This window comes from Enterobacter cloacae complex sp. ECNIH7 (assembly GCF_002208095.1).
Taxonomy (GTDB): Bacteria; Pseudomonadota; Gammaproteobacteria; order Enterobacterales; family Enterobacteriaceae; genus Enterobacter; species Enterobacter cloacae_M.
Genome location: NZ_CP017990.1, coordinates 3627575 through 3653456 on the forward strand (window position 1 = coordinate 3627575; position 25882 = coordinate 3653456).

22 protein-coding genes are annotated in these 25882 nt (G+C 59.2%); 9 read left to right on the forward strand and 13 right to left on the reverse strand.

The window, feature by feature from the left end; all coding sequences use genetic code 11:
* Nucleotides 1–57: 57 nt before the first annotated feature.
* The 3 genes from uraA to WM95_RS17845 form a co-directional block, all read right to left on the reverse strand.
* Nucleotides 58–1347, reverse strand: a complete 1290-nt coding sequence (uraA, locus tag WM95_RS17835; protein ID WP_059446276.1) for a uracil permease — start codon at nucleotides 1345–1347, stop codon at nucleotides 58–60.
* 83 nt (nucleotides 1348–1430) lie between these two features.
* Complete coding sequence (upp, locus tag WM95_RS17840; protein WP_023308769.1) at nucleotides 1431–2057, reverse strand: uracil phosphoribosyltransferase; 627 nt, start codon at nucleotides 2055–2057, stop codon at nucleotides 1431–1433.
* Nucleotides 2058–2283: 226 nt separating this feature from the next.
* Nucleotides 2284–3714, reverse strand: a complete 1431-nt coding sequence (locus tag WM95_RS17845; protein ID WP_058841786.1) for a 6-phospho-beta-glucosidase — start codon at nucleotides 3712–3714, stop codon at nucleotides 2284–2286.
* A gap of 266 nt (nucleotides 3715–3980) precedes the next feature.
* Between WM95_RS17845 and purM the strand changes: the two genes are divergently transcribed.
* From purM to ppx, 4 genes are all read left to right on the forward strand, one after another.
* Nucleotides 3981–5018 carry a phosphoribosylformylglycinamidine cyclo-ligase gene (gene purM, locus WM95_RS17850; protein WP_008501643.1) on the forward strand — a complete coding sequence of 346 codons (1038 nt, stop codon included), beginning with the start codon at nucleotides 3981–3983 and terminating at the stop codon, nucleotides 5016–5018.
* Nucleotides 5015–5656: a phosphoribosylglycinamide formyltransferase gene (gene purN / locus WM95_RS17855; RefSeq protein WP_023308771.1), complete on the forward strand. Its 642-nt coding sequence runs from the start codon at nucleotides 5015–5017 to the stop codon at nucleotides 5654–5656. Before purM ends, purN begins: the two co-directional genes overlap by 4 nt.
* A gap of 207 nt (nucleotides 5657–5863) precedes the next feature.
* Nucleotides 5864–7924, forward strand: coding sequence for a polyphosphate kinase 1 (gene ppk1 / locus WM95_RS17860; protein ID WP_032643595.1), 2061 nt, complete (start codon nucleotides 5864–5866; stop codon nucleotides 7922–7924).
* Between the two features lie 3 nt (nucleotides 7925–7927).
* Nucleotides 7928–9466, forward strand: a complete 1539-nt coding sequence (gene ppx / locus WM95_RS17865; protein WP_023308773.1) for an exopolyphosphatase — start codon at nucleotides 7928–7930, stop codon at nucleotides 9464–9466.
* Nucleotides 9467–9470: 4 nt separating this feature from the next.
* Here the strand turns inward: ppx and WM95_RS17870 are convergent, their stop codons facing one another.
* Nucleotides 9471–11711, reverse strand: coding sequence for a sensor domain-containing phosphodiesterase (locus tag WM95_RS17870; RefSeq protein ID WP_063408300.1), 2241 nt, complete (start codon nucleotides 11709–11711; stop codon nucleotides 9471–9473).
* A gap of 352 nt (nucleotides 11712–12063) precedes the next feature.
* Between WM95_RS17870 and WM95_RS17875 the strand changes: the two genes are divergently transcribed.
* Nucleotides 12064–12252, forward strand: a complete 189-nt coding sequence (locus WM95_RS17875; protein WP_063408299.1) for a YfgG family protein — start codon at nucleotides 12064–12066, stop codon at nucleotides 12250–12252.
* Here WM95_RS17875 and WM95_RS17880 read toward each other — a convergent pair.
* On the reverse strand, nucleotides 12249–13139 hold the full coding sequence (locus tag WM95_RS17880) for a LysR family transcriptional regulator (RefSeq protein ID WP_063408298.1): 891 nt from the start codon (nucleotides 13137–13139) through the stop codon (nucleotides 12249–12251). The two genes, WM95_RS17875 and WM95_RS17880, sit on opposite strands and share 4 nt — an antisense overlap.
* Before the next feature lie 97 nt (nucleotides 13140–13236).
* Between WM95_RS17880 and WM95_RS17885 the strand changes: the two genes are divergently transcribed.
* Genes WM95_RS17885 through WM95_RS17895 form a run of 3 tightly spaced genes read left to right on the forward strand, consistent with a single transcriptional unit; the run spans nucleotide 13237 to nucleotide 15739 of the window.
* Entirely contained in the window at nucleotides 13237–14466 is a 1230-nt protein-coding gene (locus WM95_RS17885) for an MFS transporter (RefSeq protein WP_063408297.1), read from the forward strand.
* A gap of 50 nt (nucleotides 14467–14516) precedes the next feature.
* Nucleotides 14517–14984, forward strand: a complete 468-nt coding sequence (locus WM95_RS17890; protein WP_023308778.1) for a DUF6130 family protein — start codon at nucleotides 14517–14519, stop codon at nucleotides 14982–14984.
* A gap of 11 nt (nucleotides 14985–14995) precedes the next feature.
* Entirely contained in the window at nucleotides 14996–15739 is a 744-nt protein-coding gene (locus WM95_RS17895) for an alpha/beta fold hydrolase (RefSeq protein ID WP_063408296.1), read from the forward strand.
* A gap of 10 nt (nucleotides 15740–15749) precedes the next feature.
* Here the strand turns inward: WM95_RS17895 and WM95_RS17900 are convergent, their stop codons facing one another.
* A complete protein-coding gene (locus WM95_RS17900; RefSeq protein ID WP_023308780.1) occupies nucleotides 15750–16193 on the reverse strand; it encodes a winged helix-turn-helix transcriptional regulator in 444 nt (147 codons plus the stop codon).
* Nucleotides 16194–16308: 115 nt separating this feature from the next.
* On the opposite strand from WM95_RS17900, the gene WM95_RS17905 reads away from it, so the two are divergent.
* The gene (locus tag WM95_RS17905; RefSeq protein WP_063408295.1) at nucleotides 16309–17523 is read left to right on the forward strand and encodes an MFS transporter; all 1215 of its coding nucleotides are present in this window, start codon (nucleotides 16309–16311) and stop codon (nucleotides 17521–17523) included.
* Here the strand turns inward: WM95_RS17905 and iolB are convergent.
* Genes iolB through WM95_RS17940 form a run of 7 tightly spaced genes read right to left on the reverse strand, consistent with a single transcriptional unit; the run spans nucleotide 17489 to nucleotide 25855 of the window.
* A complete protein-coding gene (iolB, locus tag WM95_RS17910) occupies nucleotides 17489–18313 on the reverse strand; it encodes a 5-deoxy-glucuronate isomerase (RefSeq protein ID WP_023308782.1) in 825 nt (274 codons plus the stop codon). The genes WM95_RS17905 and iolB overlap by 35 nt on opposite strands.
* A 9-nt stretch (nucleotides 18314–18322) precedes the next feature.
* A complete protein-coding gene (gene iolE / locus WM95_RS17915) occupies nucleotides 18323–19213 on the reverse strand; it encodes a myo-inosose-2 dehydratase (RefSeq protein ID WP_063408294.1) in 891 nt (296 codons plus the stop codon).
* Between the two features lie 11 nt (nucleotides 19214–19224).
* On the reverse strand, nucleotides 19225–21129 hold the full coding sequence (locus WM95_RS17920; protein WP_063408293.1) for a bifunctional 5-dehydro-2-deoxygluconokinase/5-dehydro-2-deoxyphosphogluconate aldolase: 1905 nt from the start codon (nucleotides 21127–21129) through the stop codon (nucleotides 19225–19227).
* 12 nt (nucleotides 21130–21141) lie between these two features.
* Entirely contained in the window at nucleotides 21142–22275 is a 1134-nt protein-coding gene (locus WM95_RS17925) for a Gfo/Idh/MocA family protein (protein ID WP_063408292.1), read from the reverse strand.
* A gap of 8 nt (nucleotides 22276–22283) precedes the next feature.
* On the reverse strand, nucleotides 22284–23312 hold the full coding sequence (locus WM95_RS17930; protein ID WP_008502116.1) for an ABC transporter permease: 1029 nt from the start codon (nucleotides 23310–23312) through the stop codon (nucleotides 22284–22286).
* Between the two features lie 11 nt (nucleotides 23313–23323).
* On the reverse strand, nucleotides 23324–24871 hold the full coding sequence (locus WM95_RS17935; protein WP_088544910.1) for a sugar ABC transporter ATP-binding protein: 1548 nt from the start codon (nucleotides 24869–24871) through the stop codon (nucleotides 23324–23326).
* A gap of 54 nt (nucleotides 24872–24925) precedes the next feature.
* Nucleotides 24926–25855: a sugar ABC transporter substrate-binding protein gene (locus WM95_RS17940; protein ID WP_023308788.1), complete on the reverse strand. Its 930-nt coding sequence runs from the start codon at nucleotides 25853–25855 to the stop codon at nucleotides 24926–24928.
* Nucleotides 25856–25882 lie beyond the last annotated feature (27 nt).

Genomic DNA, 25882 nt, shown 5'->3' on the forward strand with positions numbered 1-25882 from the left:
GTTTAACACGGAACCTGCAAGGAGAGAACCGGGCGGATCGTCCGCCCGGTTATAGGATCAGTGTGACGCTTTTTCGCTTTCGTCAGCGTCCAGCACCACCTCTTCCGGACGGATCACGGAGATCAGCTTGAAAATCAGGCTCAGGCCCACGCCGACGATGGTTGCCAGCGCCATGCCTTTCAGCTCAGCCGCGCCGATGTGCACCTTCGCGCCGCTCACGCCGATAATCAGGATAACGGAGGTCAGGATCAGGTTTTGCGCCTTGCTGTAATCCACTTTGGATTCAATCAGCACGCGAATACCGGAGGCGCCGATCACGCCGTACAGCAGCAGAGAAACGCCGCCCATTACCGGTACCGGAATGATCTGAATCGCTGCCGCCAGTTTACCGACGCAGGAGAGCAGAATGGCGATAATCGCCGCGCCGCCGATAACCCAGGTACTGTAGACGCGGGTAATCGCCATCACGCCGATGTTCTCACCGTAGGTGGTGTTTGGCGTCGAGCCGAAGAAACCGGAGATGATGGTGGAGAAACCGTTCGCAAACATGGAGCGGTGCAGACCCGGGTCGCGGATTAAATCGCGCTTAACGATGTTCGCCGTCACCACCAGGTGGCCGACGTGCTCCGCAATCACCACCAGCGCCGCAGGCAGAATGGTGAAAATAGCAAACCATTCAAAGCGTGGCGTATAGAAGGTTGGCAGCGCGAACCAGTGGGCCTGAGCGATCGGGGTGGTATCCACCACGCCCATCGCGAAGGAGAGCGCATAGCCCGCCAGCACGCCGATCAGGATCGGGATAATCGCCATGAAGCCGCGGAACAGCACGGAGCCAAACACCGTTACGCCCAGCGTTACCAGCGAGATGATAATGGTTTTGGAATCCGGTGACTGACCGTCAGCAGGCAGCAGACCGGCCATATTCGCCGCGACGCCCGCCAGCTCAAGACCGATGACCGCAACGATGGCGCCCATCGCCGCAGGGGGGAACATCACGTCCAGCCAGCCGGTACCGGCTTTCTTCACAATGAAGGACACCACGCAGAACAGGACGCCACACATGATAAAGCCGCCCAGCGCGACTTCATAACCCAGCGGCAGCAGCAGCAACACCGGCGAGATAAAGGCGAAGCTCGACCCGAGATACGCCGGGATTTTGCCTTTACAGATAAAGAGGTACAGCAGCGTACCAATGCCGTTGAACAGCAGCACGGTGGCTGGGTTAATGTGGAACAGGATTGGCACCAGCACGGTTGCGCCAAACATGGCGAACAGGTGCTGCAAACTAAGCGGGATAGTCTGTAAAAGCGGCGGTCTTTCACTCACCCCGATAGCACGGCGCGTCATAGTGTTTTCCTCTGTGTAGTATTGTTGGTGTTTTATTCAAAAAAAAGCCGACTATCAAAGTCGGCTTATTTATCGTTATTCGATTATTTCGTACCAAAGATCTTATCGCCGGCATCGCCGAGCCCCGGGATGATGTACCCGTGCTCGTTCAGCCCCTGGTCGATAGAGGCGGTATACAGCTCAACGTCCGGGTGCGCTTTTTCCAGCGCCGCGATCCCTTCCGGAGCAGCAACCAATACCAGCACCTTAATGCTGTTACAGCCCGCGTTTTTCAGCAGGTCGATGGTGGCGATCATAGAGCCACCGGTCGCGAGCATTGGGTCAACCACCAGCGCCATACGCTCGTCGATGTTAGACACCAGCTTCTGGAAGTAAGGAACAGGCTCAAGGGTTTCTTCGTTACGGTAGATACCCACCACGCTGATACGCGCGCTTGGCACGTGCTCCAGCACGCCTTCCATCATGCCGAGACCGGCACGCAGGATTGGCACCACGGTAATTTTCTTACCTTTGATCTGCTCAACCTGCACCGGGCCGTTCCAGCCTTCGATGGTGACTTTTTCTGTTTCCAGATCAGAGGTCGCTTCGTAGGTCAGCAGGCTGCCGACTTCAGATGCCAGTTCGCGAAAACGCTTCGTGCTGATGTCATGCTCACGCATCAGGCCCAACTTGTGTTTAACGAGTGGGTGTTTCACTTCCACAATCTTCATTCTCTTTCTCCTCTGAGGTGGCGTCCGCAAAAAAATCGCGGGATTATACCGCTTTTTTCGGATTAGGCCATACCCATGTTGCTTGACGTATATCAAGCAAAGTGATTAGAGACAAAAAAACCGGAGGCGAGACTCCGGCCTGGGGGCGGGGTTCTGCCCGGTGGCGCTGCGCTTACGCGGGCCTACGTGTAGTGTAGGTCGGGTAAGCGTTAGCGCCACCCGACAATTACAGGTTCTCGCCGTTGCTCGCAATAACCTGCTTATACCAGTCGAACGATTTTTTCTTACTGCGGTTCAGCGTGCCGTTCCCTTCATTATCTTTATCCACAAAGATAAAGCCGTAGCGCTTTTTCATTTCGCCCGTGCCGGCAGACACCAGGTCGATACAGCCCCAGGGGGTGTAGCCCATCAGATCCACGCCATCTTCCACCACCGCTTTTTTCATCTCGCGGATGTGGGCGGCCAGATAATCAATACGGTACTGGTCGTTCACCGTGCCGTCGCTCTCCTGCACGTCGATCGCGCCAAAGCCGTTCTCAACGATAAACAGCGGCAGCTGGTAGTGATCCCAGAACCAGTTCAGGGAGTAGCGCAGCCCGACCGGGTCAATCTGCCAGCCCCAGTCGGATTTCTGGACGTACGGGTTAGAGACCAGGCTCTTGCTTTCGTCGTAATCCAGCTGCGGGTTGTCCGCCGTCGCCTTGGTGGCGAAGGACATGTAGTAGCTGAAGCCGATGTAATCGACGCAGCCCTGCTTCAGCGCGGCTTTATCCTCTTCGGTTATATCCAGCGCGAAGCCGCGACGTTCGAAGTAGTTGAGCAGGTGCTGCGGGTACCTGCCGCGCACGTGCACGTCGGTGAACCAGTAGCGGCGATGCATGGCGTTCATCGCCATCATCATATCGTCCGGCGCACAGGTCAGCGGGTAGATAGGACACATGGCAATCATGCAGCCAATCTGCAGCGACGGGTTAATCTCGCGCCCCGCCTTCACCGCCAGGGCGCTGGCCACCAGCTCATAGTGCGCCGCCTGGAACATCACCGGTTCACGGTCTTCACCCGGCGCGTACTTCAGCCCGGAGTTCGTAAACGGCGCAAAGTCTTCGTGGAAGTTAGCCTGGTTGTTGATCTCGTTGAAGGTCATCCAGTACTTCACCTTATGCTGGTAGCGCTGGAACACCACTTTTGCAAAACGAACGAAGAAGTCGATCAGCTTACGGTTGCGCCAGCCACCGTATTCGGTGACCAGATGGAAAGGCATCTCGAAGTGAGACAGGGTGATAACCGGTTCGATGCCGTACTTCAGGCATTCGTCGAACAGATCGTCATAGAATTTCAGGCCAGCCTCGTTAGGCTCAAGCTCGTCGCCTTTCGGGAAGATCCGCGTCCAGGCAATAGAGGTGCGGAAGCATTTGAACCCCATCTCGGCAAAGAGTCTGATGTCTTCTTTATAGCGGTGGTAGAAATCGATGGCTTCATGGTTAGGATAATTTTTCCCCTCCAGCACGCCGTTGGTGATTTCACGCGGCACGCCGTGCGCCCCCGCGGTCATGACATCGGCAACGCTCACGCCCTTGCCGCCCTCTTTCCAGCCGCCTTCCAGCTGGTGCGCCGCAACGGCCCCGCCCCACAGAAAATCTGCTTTAAATCCTGACATTCGCTTTCCCTCATTCTGCGTTATTTTCTGCAAAAACAATTACAGAAACCGGTTTCAGTTCGATGATGTGCAAAGGGCATAGCTGTTGCAAGCAGTTCTCAGAAACCGGTTTCATTTTCGTGAACAGAGTCAAGTTTGGCTGCATTCATAAGGCACACAGAAAAAAAGATCCCCACCTCCAGAATAGGCTCGCAAACGTTTGCCTGGACTGTTAGAATTGCGCCGATTTTTCTTACTAGCTATGCAATCGCGTGGGGATTTAAGCCGTGACCAACAAAACTTCTCTCAGCTACAAAGATGCCGGTGTTGATATTGACGCAGGTAATGCGCTGGTTGACCGAATCAAAGGTGTGGTGAAAAAAACCCGCCGCCCGGAAGTGATGGGTGGTCTGGGTGGATTCGGCGCACTGTGCGCGCTGCCGCAAAAATATCGTGAACCTGTTCTGGTCTCGGGTACTGACGGTGTAGGCACCAAACTGCGCCTGGCGATGGATTTAAAACGTCACGACACGATCGGTATCGATCTGGTCGCGATGTGCGTGAATGACCTGGTGGTACAGGGCGCAGAGCCGCTGTTCTTCCTCGATTACTACGCGACCGGCAAACTGGACGTGGATACCGCTGCCAGCGTGATTAACGGTATCGCCGAAGGCTGTCTGCAGTCCGGCTGTGCGCTTGTCGGTGGTGAAACCGCGGAAATGCCGGGCATGTATCACGGCGAAGATTATGACGTCGCGGGCTTCTGCGTCGGCGTAGTAGAAAAATCAGAAATTATCGACGGCAGCAAAGTGGCCGATGGCGATGTGCTGATCGCGCTGGCCTCCAGCGGCCCGCACTCCAACGGCTACTCCCTGGTGCGTAAAATCCTCGAAGTGAGCGGCTGTGACCCGCTGACGACCGAGCTTGACGGCAAACCGCTGGCTGACCATCTGCTGGCGCCGACCCGCATCTACGTGAAAAACGTGCTTGAGCTTATCGAGAACGTCGACGTTCACGCTATCGCTCACCTGACCGGCGGCGGCTTCTGGGAAAACATCCCGCGCGTCCTGCCGGACAACACCCAGGCGGTGATCGACGAATCGTCATGGCAGTGGCCAGCCGTGTTTAACTGGCTGCAGACCGCGGGCAACGTGAGCTCTCACGAAATGTACCGCACCTTTAACTGCGGCGTGGGGATGGTTATCGCCCTGCCCGCGAGCGAAGCGGATAAAGCGGTTAAGCTGCTGACTGAAAAAGGTGAAAACGCGTGGAAAATCGGTACGATTAAAGCTTCCGATTCCGAACAGCGTGTGGTCATTGAATGAAAAACATCGTGGTGCTCATTTCCGGCAACGGAAGCAATTTGCAGGCCATCATAGACGCCTGCAAGCAGAAGAAAATCAATGGCACCATTCGGGCAGTTTTCAGCAACAAGGCCGACGCGTTCGGCCTTGAGCGCGCGCGGGAAGCGAACATTCCCGCGCACGCGCTGGAAGCCAGCCAGTTCGCCGGGCGTGAAGCCTTTGACCGCGAGCTGGTGCATGAGATTGATGCCTACGCGCCGGACGTGGTCGTGCTGGCGGGCTATATGCGTATTCTGAGCCCGGCCTTCGTCGAACACTTCGCCGGTCGTCTGCTGAATATCCACCCTTCCCTGCTGCCAAAATATCCCGGCCTGCATACCCATCGTCAGGTTCTGGAAAACGGCGATGAGGAGCACGGTACCTCCGTGCATTTCGTTACCGACGAGCTGGACGGCGGTCCGGTGATCCTGCAGGCGAAAGTTCCGGTCTTTGACGGCGACAGCGAAGAAGACGTGACCGAACGTGTGCAGACCCAGGAACACGCCATTTACCCGCTGGTGGTCAGCTGGTTTGTCGACGGGCGTCTCGAGATGCGCGACGGTGCAGCCTGGCTGGACGGCGTGAAGTTACCCCCGCAGGGTTATGCGGCCGAAGAGTAGTTTGTTATGTCGGGTGGCGCTGCTGTGCTTACCCGACCTGTACATTGCATTACCCGATATCCCCTTCTCCAACCTTCTAAAATCCCCAACAAAAAAAATAACTGTCATACTTTTCTGGCACTGTTGGACATATCGTGGAATTGCTCGCCATAATAAGGACGAGACGGATTTACCACGTCCTGTGATTGAACTGGAGTGTGAGCTGTAATGGGTCAGGAAAAGTTATATATCGAGAAAGAGCTAAGCTGGTTAGCATTCAACGAACGTGTACTCCAGGAAGCGGCAGACAAAAGTAACCCGCTTATCGAGCGCATGCGTTTTTTGGGCATTTATTCCAACAACCTGGATGAGTTCTACAAGGTTCGCTTTGCCGAGCTGAAAAGACGCATCATCATCAGCGAAGAACAGGGCTTAAACTCGCACTCGCGGCATCTGCTGGGCAAAATCCAGTCCCGCGTGCTGAAAGCCGATCAGGAATTTGACGGCCTGTATAACGAACTGCTGCTGGAGATGGCGCGCAATCAAATCTTCCTGATTAACGAACGCCAGCTTTCCGTTAACCAACAAAACTGGCTGCGCCACTACTTCAAACACTACCTGCGCCAGCACATTACCCCGATTCTCATCAACCGCGAAACCGATCTGGTTCAGTTCCTGAAAGATGATTACACCTACCTGGCGGTGGAAATTATTCGCGGTGAGTCTATCCGTTACGCGCTGCTGGAGATCCCGTCCGACAAGGTGCCGCGCTTTGTGAACCTGCCGCCGGAAACCCCGCGCAGACGCAAGCCGATGATCCTGCTGGACAACATCCTGCGCTACTGTCTGGACGACATCTTCAAAGGCTTCTTCGATTACGATGCGTTAAACGCCTATTCGATGAAGATGACCCGTGACGCCGAATATGACCTGGTACACGAGATGGAGGCCAGCCTGATGGAGCTGATGTCCTCCAGCCTGAAACAGCGCCTGACGGCCGAGCCGGTGCGCTTTGTCTATCAGCGCGATATGCCGGACGCCATGGTGGAGATGCTGCGCGATAAACTGACCATTTCGCGCTATGACTCCATCGTGCCGGGCGGTCGTTACCACAACTTTAAAGACTTTATTGGCTTCCCGAACGTCGGCAAAGCCAATCTGGTGAACAAGCCGCTGCCGCGCCTGCGCCATCTGTGGTTCGATAAATTCCGCAACGGATTCGACGCCATTCGCGAACGCGACGTGCTGCTTTACTATCCGTATCACACGTTTGAGCACGTGCTCGAACTGCTGCGTCAGGCCTCGTTCGATCCGAGCGTGCTGGCGATCAAAATCAACATCTACCGCGTGGCAAAAGATTCCCGCATCATCGACGCGATGATCCACGCGGCGCACAACGCCAAAAAAGTCACCGTGGTGGTTGAGCTGCAGGCGCGCTTCGACGAAGAGGCCAACATTCACTGGGCGCGCCGTCTGACGGAAGCCGGTGTGCACGTAATCTTCTCCGCGCCGGGGCTGAAAATTCACGCCAAGCTGTTCCTGATTTCCCGTAAAGAGGGTGACGATGTGGTGCGCTATGCCCACATCGGTACCGGGAACTTTAACGAGAAAACGGCGCGAATTTATACCGACTACTCGCTCTTAACCGCCGACGCCCGCATTACTAACGAAGTGCGCCGGGTCTTTAACTTTATCGAAAACCCGTACCGTCCGGTGAGCTTTGACTATCTGCTGGTCTCGCCGCAGAACTCGCGCCGCCTGCTGTACGATATGATCGATAAAGAGATCGCCAATGCCCAGAAAGGGCTGTCGTCCGGCATCACGCTGAAGCTTAACAACCTGGTCGACAAAGGGCTGGTGGACAGGCTGTACGCGGCGTCCAGCTCAGGCGTGCCGGTTAACCTGCTGATCCGCGGCATGTGCTCGCTGATCCCGGAACTGGAAGGCATCAGCGACAATATTCGTGTGATCAGCATTGTTGACCGTTACCTGGAACACGATCGGATCTATATTTTTGATAATGCGGGTGATAAACAGGTCTATCTCTCTTCGGCAGACTGGATGACGCGCAATATTGACTACCGTATTGAAGTCGCGGCACCGCTGCTGGATCCGCGTCTGAAGCAGCAGATCCTCGACATCATCGAGATTCTGTTCAGCGATACCGTGAAAGCACGCTATATCGACAAAGAACTCAGTAACCGCTATGTACCGCGCGGCAACCGCCGTAAAGTGCGGTCGCAACTGGCGATTTACGACTATATCAAATCACTCGAGCAACCCGATTAACCTATGCCGATAAATGATAAGACCCCACGCCCGCAGGAATTCGCCGCGGTCGATCTTGGCTCTAACAGTTTCCACATGGTCATCGCCCGTGAGGTGGATGGCGCGCTGCAGATCATCGGTCGTCTGAAGCAGCGCGTACACCTGGCGGATGGTCTTGATGAACGCAGCATGCTCAGCGAAGAGGCGATGGAGCGCGGGTTAAACTGCCTGTCGCTGTTTGCTGAACGCCTGCAGGGCTTCTCGCCCTCCAGCGTGTGCATCGTGGGCACTCATACCCTGCGCCAGGCCCTGAACGCCCCGGAGTTCCTTAAGCGGGCAGAAAAAGTGATCCCCTACCCGATTGAGATCATCTCCGGCAACGAGGAAGCGCGTCTGATTTTCATGGGCGTTGAGCACACCCAGCCGGAAAAAGGCCGCAAGCTGGTTATCGATATCGGCGGTGGCTCAACGGAGCTGGTGATCGGCGAAGACTTTGAGCCGCGCCTGGTGGAAAGCCGCCGTATGGGCTGCGTCAGCTTCGCGCAGATGTATTTCCCGGGCGGCACCATCACCCGCGAGAACTTCCAGCGCGCGCGTATGGCGGCTGTCCAGAAGCTGGAAAACCTGGCCTGGCAGTACCGTATTCAGGGCTGGAACGTGGCGCTGGGCGCGTCGGGCACCATCAAGGCGGCGCATGAAGTGCTGCTGGCGATGGGTGAAAAAGACGGGTTTATCACGCCCGAACGCCTGACGTTGCTGACCGAAGAGGTGCTGAAGCATAAAAGTTTTGACGCCTTAAGCCTGCCGGGTCTTTCCGACGAGCGCAAGGCGGTCTTCGTGCCGGGGCTGGCTATTCTCTGCGGCGTGTTTGATGCCCTCGCCATAAAAGAGCTGCGTCTGTCGGACGGCGCGCTGCGTGAAGGCGTGCTGTATGAGATGGAAGGCCGCTTCCGCCATCAGGATATTCGCAGCCGCACCGCGCAAAGCCTGGCCAACCAGTACAACATCGACCGTGAACAGGCGAAGCGCGTGCTGGACACCACGGTACAGATGTATGAACAGTGGCAGGAGCAAAATCCTAAGCTGGCGCACCCGCAGCTTGCCGCGCTGTTGAAATGGGCCGCGATGCTGCACGAGGTGGGGCTGAACATCAACCACAGCGGGATGCACCGCCATTCGGCCTATATTCTGCAAAACAGCGATCTGCCTGGCTTCAACCAGGAGCAGCAAACCATGATGGCGACCCTGGTGCGTTATCACCGCAAAGCCATCAAGCTCGACGACCTGCCGCGCTTTACGCTGTTCAAGAAAAAACAGTTCCTGCCGCTTATTCAGCTCCTGCGCCTTGGCGTATTGCTCAATAACCAGCGTCAGGCGACAACCACACCGCCCACGCTGAAGCTTAAAACCGACGACCATCACTGGACGCTGAGCTTCCCGCACGACTGGTTCAGCCAGAACGCGCTGGTCCTGCTGGATCTGGAAAAAGAGCAGCAGTACTGGGAAGCGGTCACCGGCTGGCTGCTTAAGATTGAAGAAGAGAGCGCTGACGTCGCCGCGTAACGGTTCAGGCGTCCGCGCAGGACGCCTCTGCTTCCGGCAGTGACTCAAGCGGCACCGGTCTGCCAATCAGATAGCCCTGCACATAATCGATGCCTAGCGCGTGAACCGCGCTACGTATCTCTTCGCTTTCAACATACTCCGCCACCACCAGCATCTTTTTCATGCGCGCCAGATGGCAGATAGACGCCACAATCTGATAATCCAGACTGTTATTGACGATATTGCGAATAAAGCTGCCGTCAATCTTGAGAATATCCGCATCCACGCTTTTCAGCCGCGCATAGCTCGCATAGCCGGTGCCAAAATCATCAATCGCAATACGTACCCCCATTTTCTGCAGCTGCCGGAGGATGTGTTGCGCCTGCTCCGCATTGCAAAAGGTGCTGCACTCCGTCACTTCAAAGATTAGCTGCCACGGCTCAATGGCGTATTTCGCCAGCAGGCGGCTCACCTCAAGCGGAAACTGCACCCGACACACGGTCGACGGGGCCAGATTAATGGCAAAGCGCTGGCCGGGCAGTCTTTCGCGATGCGCAGACAGGAAGCGTAAGGTATGCTCCAGCACCCACAAATCTACCCGCGAGGACAGACCAAACTCCTGCGCGACGGGCAGGAACTGGTCGGGGGAGATCAATAGCCCGTTTACATCCGGCATCCGGAGCAGGACTTCGTGATAGCAATCGCCACGCAGGCCGCGAACGGGTTGAACCAGCAGGGTGAATTCGTCGTTATCAAGCGCCTGTTGCAGGCGGCCCATCATCGCGACCTTATCCTTCAGGTTGCGCTGCAAATGGACGGCACCCCGCTGCTGAAGATTTTCCGGATGGTTGGAGGAGAGCGACAGGTCGGCAACCACGCCCAGCTCGCCCAGCACCAGATAAAGATGGTTAACCGGGGACCGGACATAGCAATAGCTCACGCCCACCTGCGGCTGCAGCGGCATGCCGTCCCAGACAAAGCGGAACTGCTTGATATGCTCGTCCAGGGCTTCAATCCGCTGCTGGTGCGATTCCGCGTTGAGCCGTACCGCCAGGTCATACCCGGTCAGGTGATACACCAGCTCATTGGGCTGGAGAATGCCATTCACCCACTGCGCCAGCTGCTGCTTGTACTGAATCCGCAGCAACACGCCGTAATTTCGGCCCAGAATTTCCAGCTCCGGAATGCGCAGCAGGCAGAGCGCCGACCACGGGTTTTTCGCCAGATCGCGCGACAGCGCCCGCAGGTTAGGCATATGGACGACCGGGTCGAGCAGCGCCAGCCTGCGGGAGCGTTTGTTCGCCGCGCGCTGCCGTGTTGCCAGCATCGACATATAAATCACCACGAAGGAGAAGACCAGGTAACTGGAAGAGGTGATCGCCAGCTGAATGTCATACCCCGGATTTACCGGGATATAGCGATAAAAATAGTGAATAGACACCAGCAGTATCGGCGTCCAGATAAGCGAAATCAGCTTATAGCCAAAACGCATCGCGCCCCAGAGCATCACCGGCATCAGCAGGGAAAGAGTGTAGTTGGTGGTGAAAATGGAGCTGTTCTCATTCATCGGAATCAGCAGCAGCGAAAGCAGCACGCCAAGCGCGATAGCCCACACCAGCAACTCAACGACCGTCACCTTTTTGTCTATCTCGGAACGGATCTGCGAGAGAAGGCTTTTGATATAGCGCGGATGTCGAAGCAGGCGGATCAGCAGATAGCTCAGCGGCACGCCCGTTAGCCCGCTGACCAGCAGCGTCTGATAGTTGATGAGCGTGCGAATATTGAGGGGATTTAATCCCGCAAGGCTCTGACGGCTCTCATACACGCCTAAATACACCGCAAACTGAAACAGCACCAGAAATAGCGTCGCGGGGCAGAACGCCTGCCAGAAGATGCGCTGCGCCATCAGCCGCACGTCGCCGTACGCGGTCATATTCCGTCTGGGCGCAAACACCCGGTAGCCACCCCAGCTGAGCACTAAAGGGACGACAAAATGGAGGATCCCCGCGACGGTTTCAAACATCCCGACCGACGGGTAATAGCGGATAAACAGCGACAATACGATCCCGGGCAGCGCTTCCAAACCAAAGAACATCATCAGCGAAAGCAAAAATGAGAGGGGTAAATAATAGAGTGCCGCAATGCCGTCGCCCAGCTGCGTGAATGTATTCGCGATGCTCAGCACGGGAAGTAAAACCACAGGCAAAATAAGCGGTAATGCCCACCAGCGGTTTTCATTTTTTTTCAGGAAAGCCAGAATGTTCATAGATGCCCGGTTAAACCCCTTTCGCTCCAGAGGGAAAATAAAGACAGGCATCCAACCTGACGTACGCGCCGCCCGGCGGCGTGCGGGGCGAACAGTATGGAGGAAGGATTTTAAATATCAGGGCCGGGAAGCCGTTGACTTAAATCAAACTACTTTACGCCAATAACTTTTTGCGGCATTTTTTTGAAATTATTTTCTTCATATTATCAATATGGTAAATGCATTAATTAATTTCAATAACATTAATCAATGTAAACATTGACGGTTATTTACACACTTCAGAATTGACCCCATCTTCCCGCTGTGCCTTAATATCCTTGTCGCCCAAAAGGGCTTATCCAGGAAAAACAGAGTGAGTCAGGTCACGCGTATGCGAAAACGACATCAATTTAATACCCGAATGACCCGCATCATACTGCTCATCAGCTTCCTGTTTTTCTTTGGCCGCTTCGTTTACTCTTCAATTGGCGCCTGGTACCACCATCAGGACAAAACCCAGTCGCAGCAATCCAGCCTGACCGTCGACACCACCGCTCGCTAAACAGCCGCAGGATGTTGCACGAGCCGAATAATGGCCGCGATCCCTTTGCTGAGGATTTTATCCTGTCGCATTACCACCGCCAGCTGCCGCTGGAGCATGGGCGTAAGCGACATCACGCATAGCCCCTCGCGATCGGCATCCTGTTCGACCGCCATTCGCGGCACAATACTGTAGCCCAGCCCCGCGCGAACCATGCGTTTGATCGCCTCGATGCTGCCAAACTGCATCACCGGTGCGATCGCTAATCCATTAGCCGCAAACCAGCCATCGATCAGCGCCCGGGTACCGCTGCCTGATTCAAAGGCAATCAGCGGCTGAGCGTGCAGCGCCTCCGGGGTAAAGTCCCTGAAAGCATCCTGCTGCTCCCGCGACGCGATAAAGACAAACTCTTCGTCCATCACTGGCATGACGTCCAGCGCTCTGCCGCTCACCGGCAGCGTCACCAGCCCCATATCGAGCCGGTTCTCTTCGATGGCCCTGACGATGTCGAGGGTGTTGCCCGTCGTCACCCCCACGCTCAGGAGCGGATAGTCCTGGCGCAGCTTCTCCAGCAGCGGCGGCAGAAGATGGATGCAGGCCGTTGCCCCCGTGCCAAGCGTAATGGTGCCGCTCACATCGTGGCTGAATGCGCTCACGGACCGAATGGCGTCATCCACCGCCTGCTGAATACGCTCCCCATGCGCCAGCAACGCTTCCCCGGCAGCCGTAGCCTTAATCCCTCGCCCGGTACGCTCCACCAGCCGCGTTTGCAGAAATTGCTCCAGCTGGCGTATTTGCAGGCTGACGGCGGGCTGGGAAATACCCAGCACATCCGCTGCCGCTGAAAAGCTGCCGCGCTGGATCACCAGACGGAACGTGGCGAGATAGCCCAGATTAAGCGTTGTCATTCAAAGTTTCTCTTATACCGCGCATAAGGTTGCTGCCCTGCCAGCACAATAGCGCGCGAGTTATGCTCAGGACAACTGCATAACGGAATGAAAAACAATGGAAACACCCGCCCTGCCACGCCGCCTCGCCCTCACGGCGGGATGTAATCAGCTTATCAACTGGGGGATCTCGTTTTATATGCCCGGCACCTTTGCAATGGCGATTTCAGCCGACCGGGGATGGTCATCACCGCAGATTTACCTCGGCCTGACGCTGGCGATGCTGGTGATGGCGGCGGTTTCTCCGTTTGTCGCCCGCCTGCTGGCACGCTTTGGCGGTCAGAAAGTGGTGATGAGCGGCACGTTGCTGATCGCCGCAGGCTGCGCAGGGATGGCGTATACCCAGACGCTTTTTGGCTGGTACTGCGCCTGGCTTATCGGCGGCACAGGGATGCGCCTGTCGCTGTACGACGCGCTGTTCGCCGCTCTGGTAAACCTCTACGGGCAGCAGGCGCGAAGAACGATCTCACGCGTCACGCTGGCGGGCGGGCTGGCCTCCGCCGTTTTCTGGCCGCTGGGTGATGCCCTGCTTCAGGTCATGAGCTGGCAGGAGGCGCTGCGCGTCTATGCTCTTTTCGGCCTGCTGAGCGCGATGCTGATTCGAACGCTTCCCCGGCAAAGGCTGACGGTGACGACAAAGGTCACTGCGCCGCCGCTGAACAACGAGCGGCATAACGCCTGGCTTTATGCCGCCTTCATTGCCCTCATCACCTTTGTCTCTAACGGCACATCCACCCATCTGCCGGAGTTTATTGCCCACTTTGGCCTGCCGGTCGCCATCGGCATGCTGTGGGGGATCGGCCAGACGGGCGCCCGCTCGCTGGAAGTGCTGGCGGGTGCCCGCTTAACCCCCTTCAAACTGACGCTTTTTACCGCGCTCGCCATGCCGCTCTGCTTTCTTCTGGGGATGAGCAGCGCCCTGTTTGCGTGGTGTGCAGCCGGTTTTGTGCTGGGCTACGGCGCCATCAACGGGCTGGTCACCATCGTAAAAGCCACCCTGCCGCTGGAGCTGTTTAGCACCGAAAGCTATGCCCGCCGCACGGGGATGCTGCTGATCCCAGGCCAGCTAATGGCGGCAGCCTCACCGTTTGCCTATGCGTGGCTGAATAAAACCCTGGGGATCGCGGGTGCAATGTGGGTTTCAACGGGGCTGACGCTGGTGATTGCCGGGCTGGCGATAGCGATTGTGCGCCGTCCAGGCAGGCAAACTGTATCGCACTGTATCCAGAGCGCCACGCTGACAAACGGGTACAAAACGCCGCCTCCGGCAAATATCTCCGATACATAAAAATGGTTTTCTTTCCCTGTCGCCATTCAGAACCGATGAGGAGAGAACCCATGATTCGTCGTTATGCACTTATCCCCCTGCTTGTCCTGGCATCTGTAGCCCATGCCCGGGCCACACCGCTGGACAGCCTGAGCGCCGCGGACGTGAACGGCCCCGCCGCCGTTGCGCCGCTGGCGCAGCCGCAGCCGCCCGCAAAGCTGATAGTCGATCCCCCGCTTGCCGGGCCGCTGAGCAAAGGCGCGGTTTTTATTCAGTACCGTGCCGAAAACCTGCGCATCGAGCCGGTATTCGGCCCCGAAGCGCTCAAGGTTACCCCGCGCATCGGGCACATTCACGTGGTGGTGGATGACGCGCCGTGGCACTGGGCTGACGCCAGCGGAGAGCCGGTGATCCTGGTGGGGCTGCCCGCCGGTAAACACAAGGTGACAATTATTCTGGCCGACCCGACGCACAAGCCGCTCGACCACAAAACCGTTGAATTCACCGTCCCGCCCCACGCGGCGGTCCACCATTTTTAAGGAGTCTGAAGATGAAAGCACTGTCTGTAGTGACGGCAGGCCTGCTGGCGCTTTCCGCCAGCGCCTTTGCACAGAGTAAAACCAGCGTGGTGCTGGTCCACGGCGCGTTTGCCGACGGCAGCAGCTGGAATAAGGTGATTACCCTGCTGCAGAAACAGCACGCCGAGGTCATTGCCGTCCAGCTCCCGCTCACGTCGCTTAAGGATGACGTTGCGGCCACGCGGCGGGCCATCGCCCGCGCCGAGGGTGACGTGGTGCTGGTGGGCCACTCCTGGGGAGGTACCGTGATTAGCGAGGCGGGCAACGATGCGCGGGTAAAATCGCTGGTGTACGTGGCGGCGTTCGCGCCGGATTCCGGCCAGTCGACGGCGGATCTGGCAGGAAGCTACCCTGCACCGCCGGGCAGCGCGGGCATTGCTAAATCGGCGGACGGCTATTTATACCTGCCGACAGGAGCCGTCAGAAAGGACTTCGCGCCTGACGTGAAGCCAGCCATTCAAGATACGATTGCAGCCACGCAGGGGCCGATTAAGGCCGAGGCGTTTGGTGAAAAGGTCGCCCACGCGGCGTGGCATGATAAACCGAGCTGGTATGTGGTCAGCAAGAATGACCGTATGATCAACCCCGATCTTGAACGGGCAATGGCGAAGACGATCCATGCGAAAACCGCCGAGGTGGCGGCAAGCCACGTGTCGATGGTCAGCCAGCCGCAGATCGTTGCCCGGACGATTGAGCAGGCGATAGGCGGTAATTAACCGGAGTGACTCATTCGATCTTCTGCACTTCCGTATCCACCGGCAGCAGCGCAGTGCCGTCATGCGCTGCTGGCGCCATAAAGGGAACCGGCCTGCCCGTCCGCCTGTCGACCAGCAGCGAGTGACGCTCGCCCTGCGCAAACAGATTTTGCTCTCCCCACTGACGCAGCGCCACGATCACGGGGAAAAGACGTTCGCCTTTGTCGGTCAGAACATATTCCTGATAAGCCGTGCCGTCCGATGCTCCCTGTAACGTCAGGATTTCCGCCTCAACCAGCTTGCGAAGCCGGTCAGAAAGGATGTTGCGCGCCACCCCAAGGCTGCGCTGAAAATCCCCAAAGCGCGTCATGCCGTCAAACGCATTACGCACAATAAGAAGCGACCAGCGATCCCCGAGAAGGTCAACGCTGCGGGCAACGGGACAATATTCCTCTTTTACCGTATTTCGGGACATCACCTGTTTTCCTCGCAAAGGCCAACCTATAACTAGTTGCATTTTAAAACTGCTTAGCCTAGCATTCAACCAGTTTCATTTTAAAACCAGGTTATCACAGGCGAGGATTTTGAATATGTCACTGACGTCAGCCCTTCCTTCAGCCGACATGCCGCGCAGCATGGTCTGGCTGTTCGCCACCGCCAGCGGCCTAAGCGTGGCAAACGTCTATTACGCCCAGCCTTTGCTTGACGCGCTGGCGAACGATTTCGGCATCAGCCATGCGGCCGTGGGTGGCGTGGTGACCGCGACACAAATTGGCTGCGCGCTGGCTCTTTTGCTTGTCGTTCCTCTGGGTGACAAAGTGGATCGTCGACGACTCATGGCAGTACAGCTGATTGCTCTGGTGGTGGCGCTGGTTTCCGTCAGCATGGCACAGTCCTCTTCAGCGCTGCTTATCGGTATGCTTGCGACCGGTATGCTGGGCACGGCCATGACGCAGGGGCTGATCGCCTACGCCGCCAGCGCCGCGTCGCCCCATGAACAGGGGCGCGTTGTCGGCGCGGCACAGGGCGGCGTGTTCACAGGTTTGCTGCTCGCTCGCGTCTTTGCCGGTGGCATCAGCGATATCGCGGGCTGGCGCGGGGTTTATCTTTGTGCTGCCGCGCTGATGCTTATGATTGCGTTACCTCTGTGGTGGCGACTCCCCGCCCTGCCAGCCGTCACTGCCACGATGAGCTATCCGCGCCTGATTGGCTCAATGCTCACGCTGCTGCGGCAGGAAAAAGTGCTGCAGATACGCGGCGTGCTGGCGCTGCTGATGTTTGCATCGTTCAACATTTTCTGGAGCGCGCTGGTGCTGCCGCTGAGCGCACCGCCGTTTAACTTTTCGCATACAGCGATTGGCGCGTTTGGGCTGGCTGGCGCGGTGGGCGCGCTGGCGGCTGGCCGGGCAGGACGCTGGGCCGATCGGGGATATGCCCAACGCACCAGCGCGGCGGCGCTGAGTATCTTACTGTTAGCCTGGTGGCCCTTGTCGCTGATGGACCGTTCACTCGGGATCTTGCTTATCGGCATCATACTGCTCGATTTGGGCGGTCAGGCGCTGCACGTCACTAATCAGAGCATGATTTTCCGCACCCGTCCCGAGGCGCACAGCCGGCTGGTCGGGCTTTACATGCTGTTTTATGCCGTCGGCAGCGGACTCGGCGCGCTCGGCACAACGATGGCGTATGCCTGTGCCGGCTGGCCGGGCGTCTGCCTGCTTGGCGCCTCGGTCAGCCTGCTGGCGCTGGTGTTCTGGTGGCTAACCCGCGCTAGCCACCGCTGTCCGCGGGATAATCCCGATTAATCCACGCGTGGTCCTCTTCCCAGGTGAACATCCATTTGCGCACCGGGCCGGCCATCACGTTGAGATAGTAGCTGTCATACCCGGCCATCGTCGCCACCGGGTGGTAGCCCTTCGGCACCATCACCACGTCACGGTTATAGACCGCCATACACTCATCCAGCGTTCTGTCATCGGTGTAGACGCGCTGCATGCAGAACCCCTGCTCCGGGTTAAGGCGATGATAGTAGGTCTCCTCCAGGTAGGTCTCCTGAGGCGGGTTATCCGTGTCATGCTTGTGGCTCGGGTACGAGCTGGTGCAGCCCTCGTTGGTCCACACCTCCACCACCAGCAGGCTATCGGCGGGCCTGTCTTCCGGCAAAATGTTGTGCACGTAGCGCTGGTTGTGGCCTTTGCCGCGCGCTTCACCGTCGATATCCTGCGGGGCAATCAGCCGCGTCGGATAGGTGCCCTTGCCCGGCGCGGCGCAGACCGCCAGCTCCAGCGTCGTCAGCGCCTTCACCTGCACCGTCTCCTGCGGGGTGACGTACACCGCCCAGGGCTTGATGCGCTCGAACGGGCTCATCCGCTCGCCGATATCGTTAAACTGCGCGGAAGGCGTGCTGATGGAGGCCCGCCCGGCAACCAGCACCAGGCAGCGCTCTTCGCTGACGGCGGGCAGCGTCAGCGTCTGCCCCTCCTGCAGCTCATACGCCTCAAAGCCGACGTAGCCCCACCCCGCGCTTTCCGGCGTAACAGACTGGGTGCGCCCCTCCGCGTTCGGCTGCTGCCAGCGTGATAACAGACGTGACATGTTCCCTCCTTAAATCAGTCCGGCGTCGCGGGCCAGACAGCTCAGGTTGTTATACCCCAGACGGGCGTAGGTCAGCGGATGGGCAATCGCCGGATCCTGCTCGGCCTCGACCACCAGCCAGCCGTGATAATCCTGCGCCTTCAACAGCCGCATAATCGGCGGGTAATCGACGCAGCCGTCGCCCGGCACGGTAAACACGCCGCTCAGCACCGCATCGAGGAAGCTGGTTTTGCGGTTTTTCACGTCCGCCAGCACGTCGGCGCGCACGTCTTTACAGTGAACGTGGTTGATGCGCGACGCCCAGCGCTGCGCCACCGCCAGCGGATCGGCCCCGGCAAAGGTGAGATGGCCGGTATCCAGCAGCAGTCCGACCGCCTCCCCGGTGTGGATCATCAGGTTGTCCACGTCCTCGGCGGACTCAATCACCGTGCCCATATGGTGATGGTAGGCAATCTGCACGCCCTGCTGCTGCGTATAGCGGGCAAATTCGGTAAGCTTTTCACCGTATTCTTTCCAGCGTTCCTGCGGGAAGCGCGGGCGCAGATGCACCGGGGTCTGCTGCTCGCCGTGAATGCAGCCGCTCACTTCCGCAAACACCAGCACCTTCGCCCCCAGCTCGCGCAGCAGCGTCAGGTGGGACTGCACGGCGGCTATCTCCTCCTCCACGCTGCGCTCCAGCAGGCGACCGGAGTACCAGCCGGAGACCAGCTGCAGGCCATGGCGCTGCAGGATGGGGCCAAGCAGCCGCGCTTCGCGCGGGAATTTATTGCCCAGCTCGAAGCCGGCAAAACCGGCCTCTTTCCCTTCGCTCAGACAGGTCTCCAGCGAGGTTTCCGCGCCGAGAGAAGGCAGATCGTCGTTCGTCCAGGTCAGCGGGTTAATGCCTAATTGCACACTCATTGTCGTCTCCATTATGCGTGTCCGCGCTCGCGCCACCAGGCGATAAGCTGCAAGTAGTTGTCCCGGATGCGCGTCACCAGCTGCGCATCGTCAATATCGTGCTTCAGCCACGCGCGGGAGGCATCGCCAAACAGCGTGCGCCCCACGGCGAAGCCTTTTACCAGCGTCTGCCCCGCTGCGGCTTTGAAGTCCGCGCGCAGCTGTTCCGCCGGGGCGTCCAGGCCGAGGATCACCACCCCGCGGCAGTGCGGATCGCGGCGTTCGATAATCTCGCTCAGCGCCGTCCAGCCGTCAGCCGAGAGCGGCGGCAGCTTCCACCAGTCCGGGTAAATGCCCAGGTTGTAGAAGCGGGAGATGGCGCGCAGGTAGAGCTCGTCGCTGCGCGGCATGCTGGCGGGCAGGATCACCTCCAGCAGCAGCTCGTGCCCGGACCGGCAGCAGGCGTGGTACACCTCGGCGATTTTCTGCTCCTGCTCCAGGCGCAGGCCGTGGGCATCTTCCGGGTGGAAGAAGACCAGGCACTTCACCACGTGCTCCTGCGGCCAGCTGATAAGCTGGGTGCCGATGTTGCCGTGCTCCATCTCCAGCGGCCGGGAGCCCGGCAGCTCGATGGGACGCCCAATCCACCACCCTTCCCCGGTGATCGCGTTCAGCGCGTCCTGACCAAAGGTGCCGTCGCACAGCAGACCGGCTTTGCCCTCCAGCCCGGCGCGGCTCGCCGCCTCGCGGCTGGCCTGCAGGATCAGCTGCTTCAGCGCGGGAATGCGCTTAAGCGACGCGCCGCACTGCATCGCCATATCCTCAAGCTGGCTGCGGTGGTCGAAGGCCATCACGCACAGCTCCGGCCACTCGCGGCGTCGGGTGGTCACCCGGTGGAGATGGTTAAGACGCGGGTCAAGATCCGGGCGCGGCACCATCGCGGCGCGTGAAAGATAGTCATCCAGCTCGATTTTGCTCGGCATCGCCGGGGCGCAGCCGTGACGCGAGACCACCAGCGCGCCGCAGGCGTTGGCGTAGCGGCACGCCTGCTCCCAGCCCTCGTCGTTCAGGTAGCCGCGCAGCAGGCCGGACATAAACGCGTCCCCCGCCCCAAGAACGTTCAGCACCTCCACGCGCACGCCGGTCACCGTCAGGCCGTCGTCCAGCCGGGACGGAATGGCGTCGGTATAGACCGAGCAGCCGAGTGCGCCGCGTTTGCAGACCAGCGCAGCGTCACTGACGGCGCGCACCTGCTCCAGCGCCTGCAGGGTATCCGTGCTGCCGCCCGCAATGTGAAACTCCTCTTCGGTGCCGACAATGACGTCGAAGAGGTGCAGCACCTCCTGCAGCTCGCGGGTGACCTTATCGGCGGCGATAAAGCGCGTTTCCCCGTCGCCTAAGGCGGTGAGCCCCCATAGCACCGGACGGTAGTCGATGTCCAGCACCGTGCGCACGCCGTGACGGCGGGCGTAGCCCAGCGCCGTCAGCACCGCCTCGCGGGTCTGCGGATGAGAAAGGTGAGTCCCGGTGATGGCAAGACAACGTGCGGAGGCAATGTAGCTTTCGTCCACATCGCTGGCGGTAATCGCCATATCCGCGCAGTTATCGCGATAAAAAATCAGTGGAAAGGTGTCCCGGTCTTTAATGCCGAGCAGCACCAGCGCCGTGAGGCGTTGTTTATCGGTAATCAGATGGCTGGTATCGCAGCCCACCTGGTTGAGCTCTTCCCGCAGGAAGCGGCCCATATGTTCATCGCCGACGCGCGCCAGCATCGACGAACGTAAACCCTGGCGCGCGGTGCCGTACGCCACGTTGCCCGACGACCCGCCGAGATATTTGGCGAAGCTCGACGCGTCCTCCAGGCGGGCACCAATCTGCTGACTGTAGAGGTCTACCGCCACGCGGCCCATGCATATCACATCAAACTGCTTTTCCACGTTGATACCTCATCAGACAATGTCGTTCACGTTCAGCCAGCGGCCTTCCTGGTGAGAGAGCGCGATCGCGTCCAGCACGCGCGACACCTTCCAGCCCTCTTCGAAGTCCGGCCACATCGGCGCGTCGGCGGCAATCCCGTCCACCAGGTCGCGCACCTCCACCGTTTTTTGATCGTTAAAGCCAATCCCGTGGCCCGCGCCCATGCAGAACGCGGCGTAGTCCGGGTGCGCCGGGCCGACGAGAAGAGTCCGGAACCCCTGACGATTCACCGGCTCGTCATGCAGATAGAGCTTCAGCTCGGCCATGCGCTCCTGGGTGAAGCTGATGGCGCCTTTCGTCCCGGTGATGACGTACGACAGCCCCATCTTGCGGCCGCAGGCAACGCGGGAGGTTTCAATAACCCCTTGCGCGCCGCCCGCAAAGCGCACCATCGCGTGGGCCTGATCCTCGTTTTCGACGGCAATCATCTCTGACGATCCGGCCTTCGCCGGGCGCGCCGGAACCACGATCTTCAGGTCGCCGCAGACCTGCTCGATCTCCCCGACTAGGTACTGGGCCATATTGACGATATGCGCCGCGAGGTCGCCCAGCGCGCCCAGCCCGGCGGTCTCTTTAAAGCAGTGCCAGTGAATGGGCGAGAGCGGGTCGGCCATATAGTCTTCGTTGTGGGTGCCGTAGAAGTGGATCACCTCGCCAATCTCGCCGCGGGCGATAATCTCCTTCGCCAGCTGCGCCGTCGGGTTTTTCATGTAGTTGAACCCCACCAGCGTTTTCACCCCGGCCCGCTTCGCGGCGTCGACCATCTCCCGCGCGTCGTGGGCGTTAAGCGCCAGCGGCTTCTCCGAGTAGACGTGCTTGCCGTGGCGGATCGCCTCCAGCGCCATCTCCTTATGCAGGTGGTTGGGTGAACAAATATCCACCACGTCAATAGCAGGGTCGGCCACCAGCGCCCGCCAGTCGCCGGTGGAGCGGTTGAAGCCAAACGCCCGCGCGCGCTCTGCCGCCAGCTCCGGCGTGACTTCCGCCACCATCTCGCGCACCAGCCTGCCGCGCAGGTTGAACACCGTCGGGGCCTGGGCGTAGGCGATAGCGTGCGCCTTGCCGATATACCCGGTGCCAATTAATCCAATACGAACCTCTTTCATCGTGATCCTCACAGTGCGCCGCGACGGCTTTTGGCATAGGTATCGAATGCCACCGCCAGAACGATAATTAATCCGGTGATAATCTGCTGGTAGTAGGCCGAGACGTTCATCAGCACCAGGCCGTTAATCAGAATCCCCATGATGATGGAGCCGATAATGGTGCCGCCGATGCGCCCGTAGCCGCCCATCAGCGAGGTGCCGCCGATCACCACCGAGGCGATGACGCGCAGCTCAAAGGAGATCCCGGCCACCGCCTCGGCGCTCCCCAGACGCGCGCTCAGGATGAAGCCCGCCAGCCCCGCCAGACAGCCAATCAGCACGTAGACGCTGACCAGCACGCGCTTGACGTTCACCCCCGCCAGGCGCGCCGCCTCTGGGTTACCGCCGATGGCGTAGACGAAGCGGCCCCAGCGGGTTTTGTGCAGCGCCAGATAGCCGCCGAGGGCGACGATGGCGAAGATCCAGATCGGAATGGAGATGCCGAGCAGCTCCCCGCGACCCCACCAGCGGTAGCCCTGATCGAAACCGGCGATGGGCGCGCCGTCGTTGATCACCAGCGTCAGGCCGCGCCAGATGGTCATCCCGCCGAGGGTGACGATGAACGGAGGCAGGCGCAGACGGGTCACGCCCAGGCCGTGCAGGAAGCCGATCGCCGTGCCCATGGCCAGACAAATCCCCAGACCAATCAGCCAGCTCATGCCGCCCCAGGCGTTCGGATCGACGGTGGTGAAGTTGTCGCCCTTGATCACGTACGCCGCGGTCATGGCGCAGACCGCCAGAATGGAGCCCACGGAGAGGTCAATCCCGGCGGTCAGGATGACGAAGGTCATCCCCACGGCCATGATCCCGTAGATGGAGACTTCGGTCAGGATGTTGAAAATATTGCGTTCAGAGAAAAAGTTGCTGTTCTGCGACTGGAAGAAGATCAGCAGCAGGATCATGAAAATCAGCACCCCGAAGCGCTCGAAGAAGGCGATGGGATCGATGCGTCCGGCGCGTTTGACCGGGGCCTGCGTTTTAGAAATCATCTGCGTCATGAGAAACTCCGTTATGCCGCGTTCAGGGCGTTGTGGTTGATGGCCATCATCGTCATCAGCCGTTCTTCGTTAGCGTCGTCACCGTGGATCTCGCCGGTCACCCGCCCTTCGCTCAGGGTGATGATCCGGTCTGACACCGCCATCACTTCAGGCAGATCGGAGGAGATCACGATCACCGCCACGCCCTTTTTCGCCATGTCAAACAGCACCTGGTGCACTTCTGATTTGGTCCCCACGTCGATGCCGCGCGTCGGCTCATCAACGATCAGCACCCGCGGGTTGAGCGCCATGCAGCGCGCGAGGATCACCTTCTGCTGGTTACCACCGGAGAGCTTGCGCACCTCCTGCGCGCTGTTGACCATTTTGATCTGCAGCGCCTTGCGGTAGGACTCGATCAGATCGTCCTCTTTGCGGGTATTCACGAACCAGCGCCACTGCAGCAGCGAGGAGAGGCAGGAGAGCGACAGGTTGTCGCGAATGGACAGCCCCAGCACCGCCCCCTCTTTTTTGCGGTCTTCCGGCACCAGCGCCACGCCCTGGTCAAGGGCATACAGCGGGTCGCGCGGCTGGTAGGGCACGCCGTCCAGCTCAAAGCTGCCCGAGGTAAACGCGTCTGCGCCAAAGAGGCAGCGGGCCACCTCGGTGCGCCCGGCGCCTACCAGTCCGGCAATGCCTAAGACCTCCCCGGCGTGGACGTGGAAGCTGATGTCGTGCAGGGCGATGCCGTGCGGATCCAGCGGCGGCTTTTCGCGGCTCAGCCCCTTCACCGCCAGGCGGACGGGTTTGTCCTCATGATGCGTTTCGCTGGCGGGACGGCGATTAAAGGCCACGTCGCGCCCGACCATCAGGCGGATCAGCTGTTCGACGTTGGTCTCCGCCACCGCGCCGGTGCCGGTGAAACGGCCGTCCTGGAAAACGGTGAAGCGGTCGCAGAGCTGGAAAACCTCGTGCAGGCGGTGGGTGACATAGATAATGCTCACGCCGCGGTTTTTAAGCTCGCGCACCACGCGGTGCAGGCTTTCCACCTCGCTGTCGCTCAGCGCGGCGGAAGGTTCGTCCATAATGATGAGCCTGGCGTTGAGGGTCAGCGCCCGGGCGATCTCCACCATCTGCTGCTGGGCCACGCTCAGGCGGGCGACCGCGGTGGTCGGCGCAACGTTCAGCTGCAGATAGTCGAGAATGACCTGCGCCTCCTGGTTTACCGCCTTTTCGTCGACGATCAGGTTACGTTTACGCGGCTCGCGCCCGAGAAACATGTTTTCCGCGACGGTCATGTTGGGCAGCAGGTTGAATTCCTGATAGATGGTGATAATGCCCTTGTTCTGGCGCTCCACCGGGGAGTCGTCCACCGGCAGCGTTTCGCCGTTGAACCAGATCTCCCCGCGGGTTTGCGGCTGCGCCCCCGCGAGCGCCTTCAGCAGCGTGGATTTACCCGCCCCGTTTTCCCCCAGCAGAGCGTGAATTTCGCCGCTGCCGACGGTTAGCTGAGCGCTGCTCAGCGCCCAGACGCCGGAAAAGCTTTTTGCCAGGTCGGTCACTTTCAGTAAGGGTTGCGACATCGGTCTGCTCCTCCTTTAGAGTGAGCCGCCGCGCCAGCGGCGGCTGCGGATAAATCAGTTACCGGCCTCACCGATACGCTCAGCCTGCTGCAGGTTCTCTTTGGTGATCAGCGTCGGCGGGTAGTCGGCCCCGGTGATGGCTTTCTTCTCGCGCACGTTGGCCACCAGCTGGCTCATTGCCGTCTGCACCGCAAAGCCCGGACGCTGATCCGCCGTCACCGCCAGCCAGCCGTCGCGCACGCGGGCCAGCGCTTCCGGCACCGCATCAAACCCGGTCACGAGGATTTCGCCCGGCTTCACGCCCTGGCTCTGCAGCGCTTCAATCGCGCCCAGCGCCATATCGTCGTTGGCGGAGAGGATCACCTGCGGGCGTTTCGGCAGCGAAGGCAGAACGCTTTCAACAATGCGCATCCCTTCAGAACGCATCCAGTTGCCGGTCTGATCGGCGACGATCTTGTATTTATCCCCGCCCGCCTTCAGGCTGTCGCGGATCCCTTTGGTACGTTCGATGTTGGAGGAGGAGCCCGGCTGGCCGGTGAGGAGAATGATGTCCGCGCCGTTAGGGAATTTGGTTTTAACGAAGTCGCCAATCGCCTGGCCGCCCTTGTAGTTGTTGGCGCCAAAGTGCGGCACTTTTTTCTGGCTGTCGACGGATCGGTCAAGGGTGACCACCGGCAGCTTCGCATCCTGAATTTCATCCACCGCGCTGGAGACCGCGTTGACGTCGTTCGGGGAGACGATAAAGCCCTGGGCCCCGCGTGTGATAGCGTTTTCCAGGTCAGCTACCTGCTTCGGCGAGCTGCCCTGCCCGTCCAGCACCTGAAGCTTCACGCCCATCTCTTTTGCGGCTTTCACCGCCGTGCGCTGCATGTGAACTTCAAACGGCATGGCCAGGTTTGGCGTACTGAAAACAATTTGCTCGTTTTCGGCGAGGGCGGCCCCGGACGTCATGGCGATGAGGGCGGCTACGATCAGTTTTTTCATTATTATGTCTCTCTGTGTAGGGTTGTG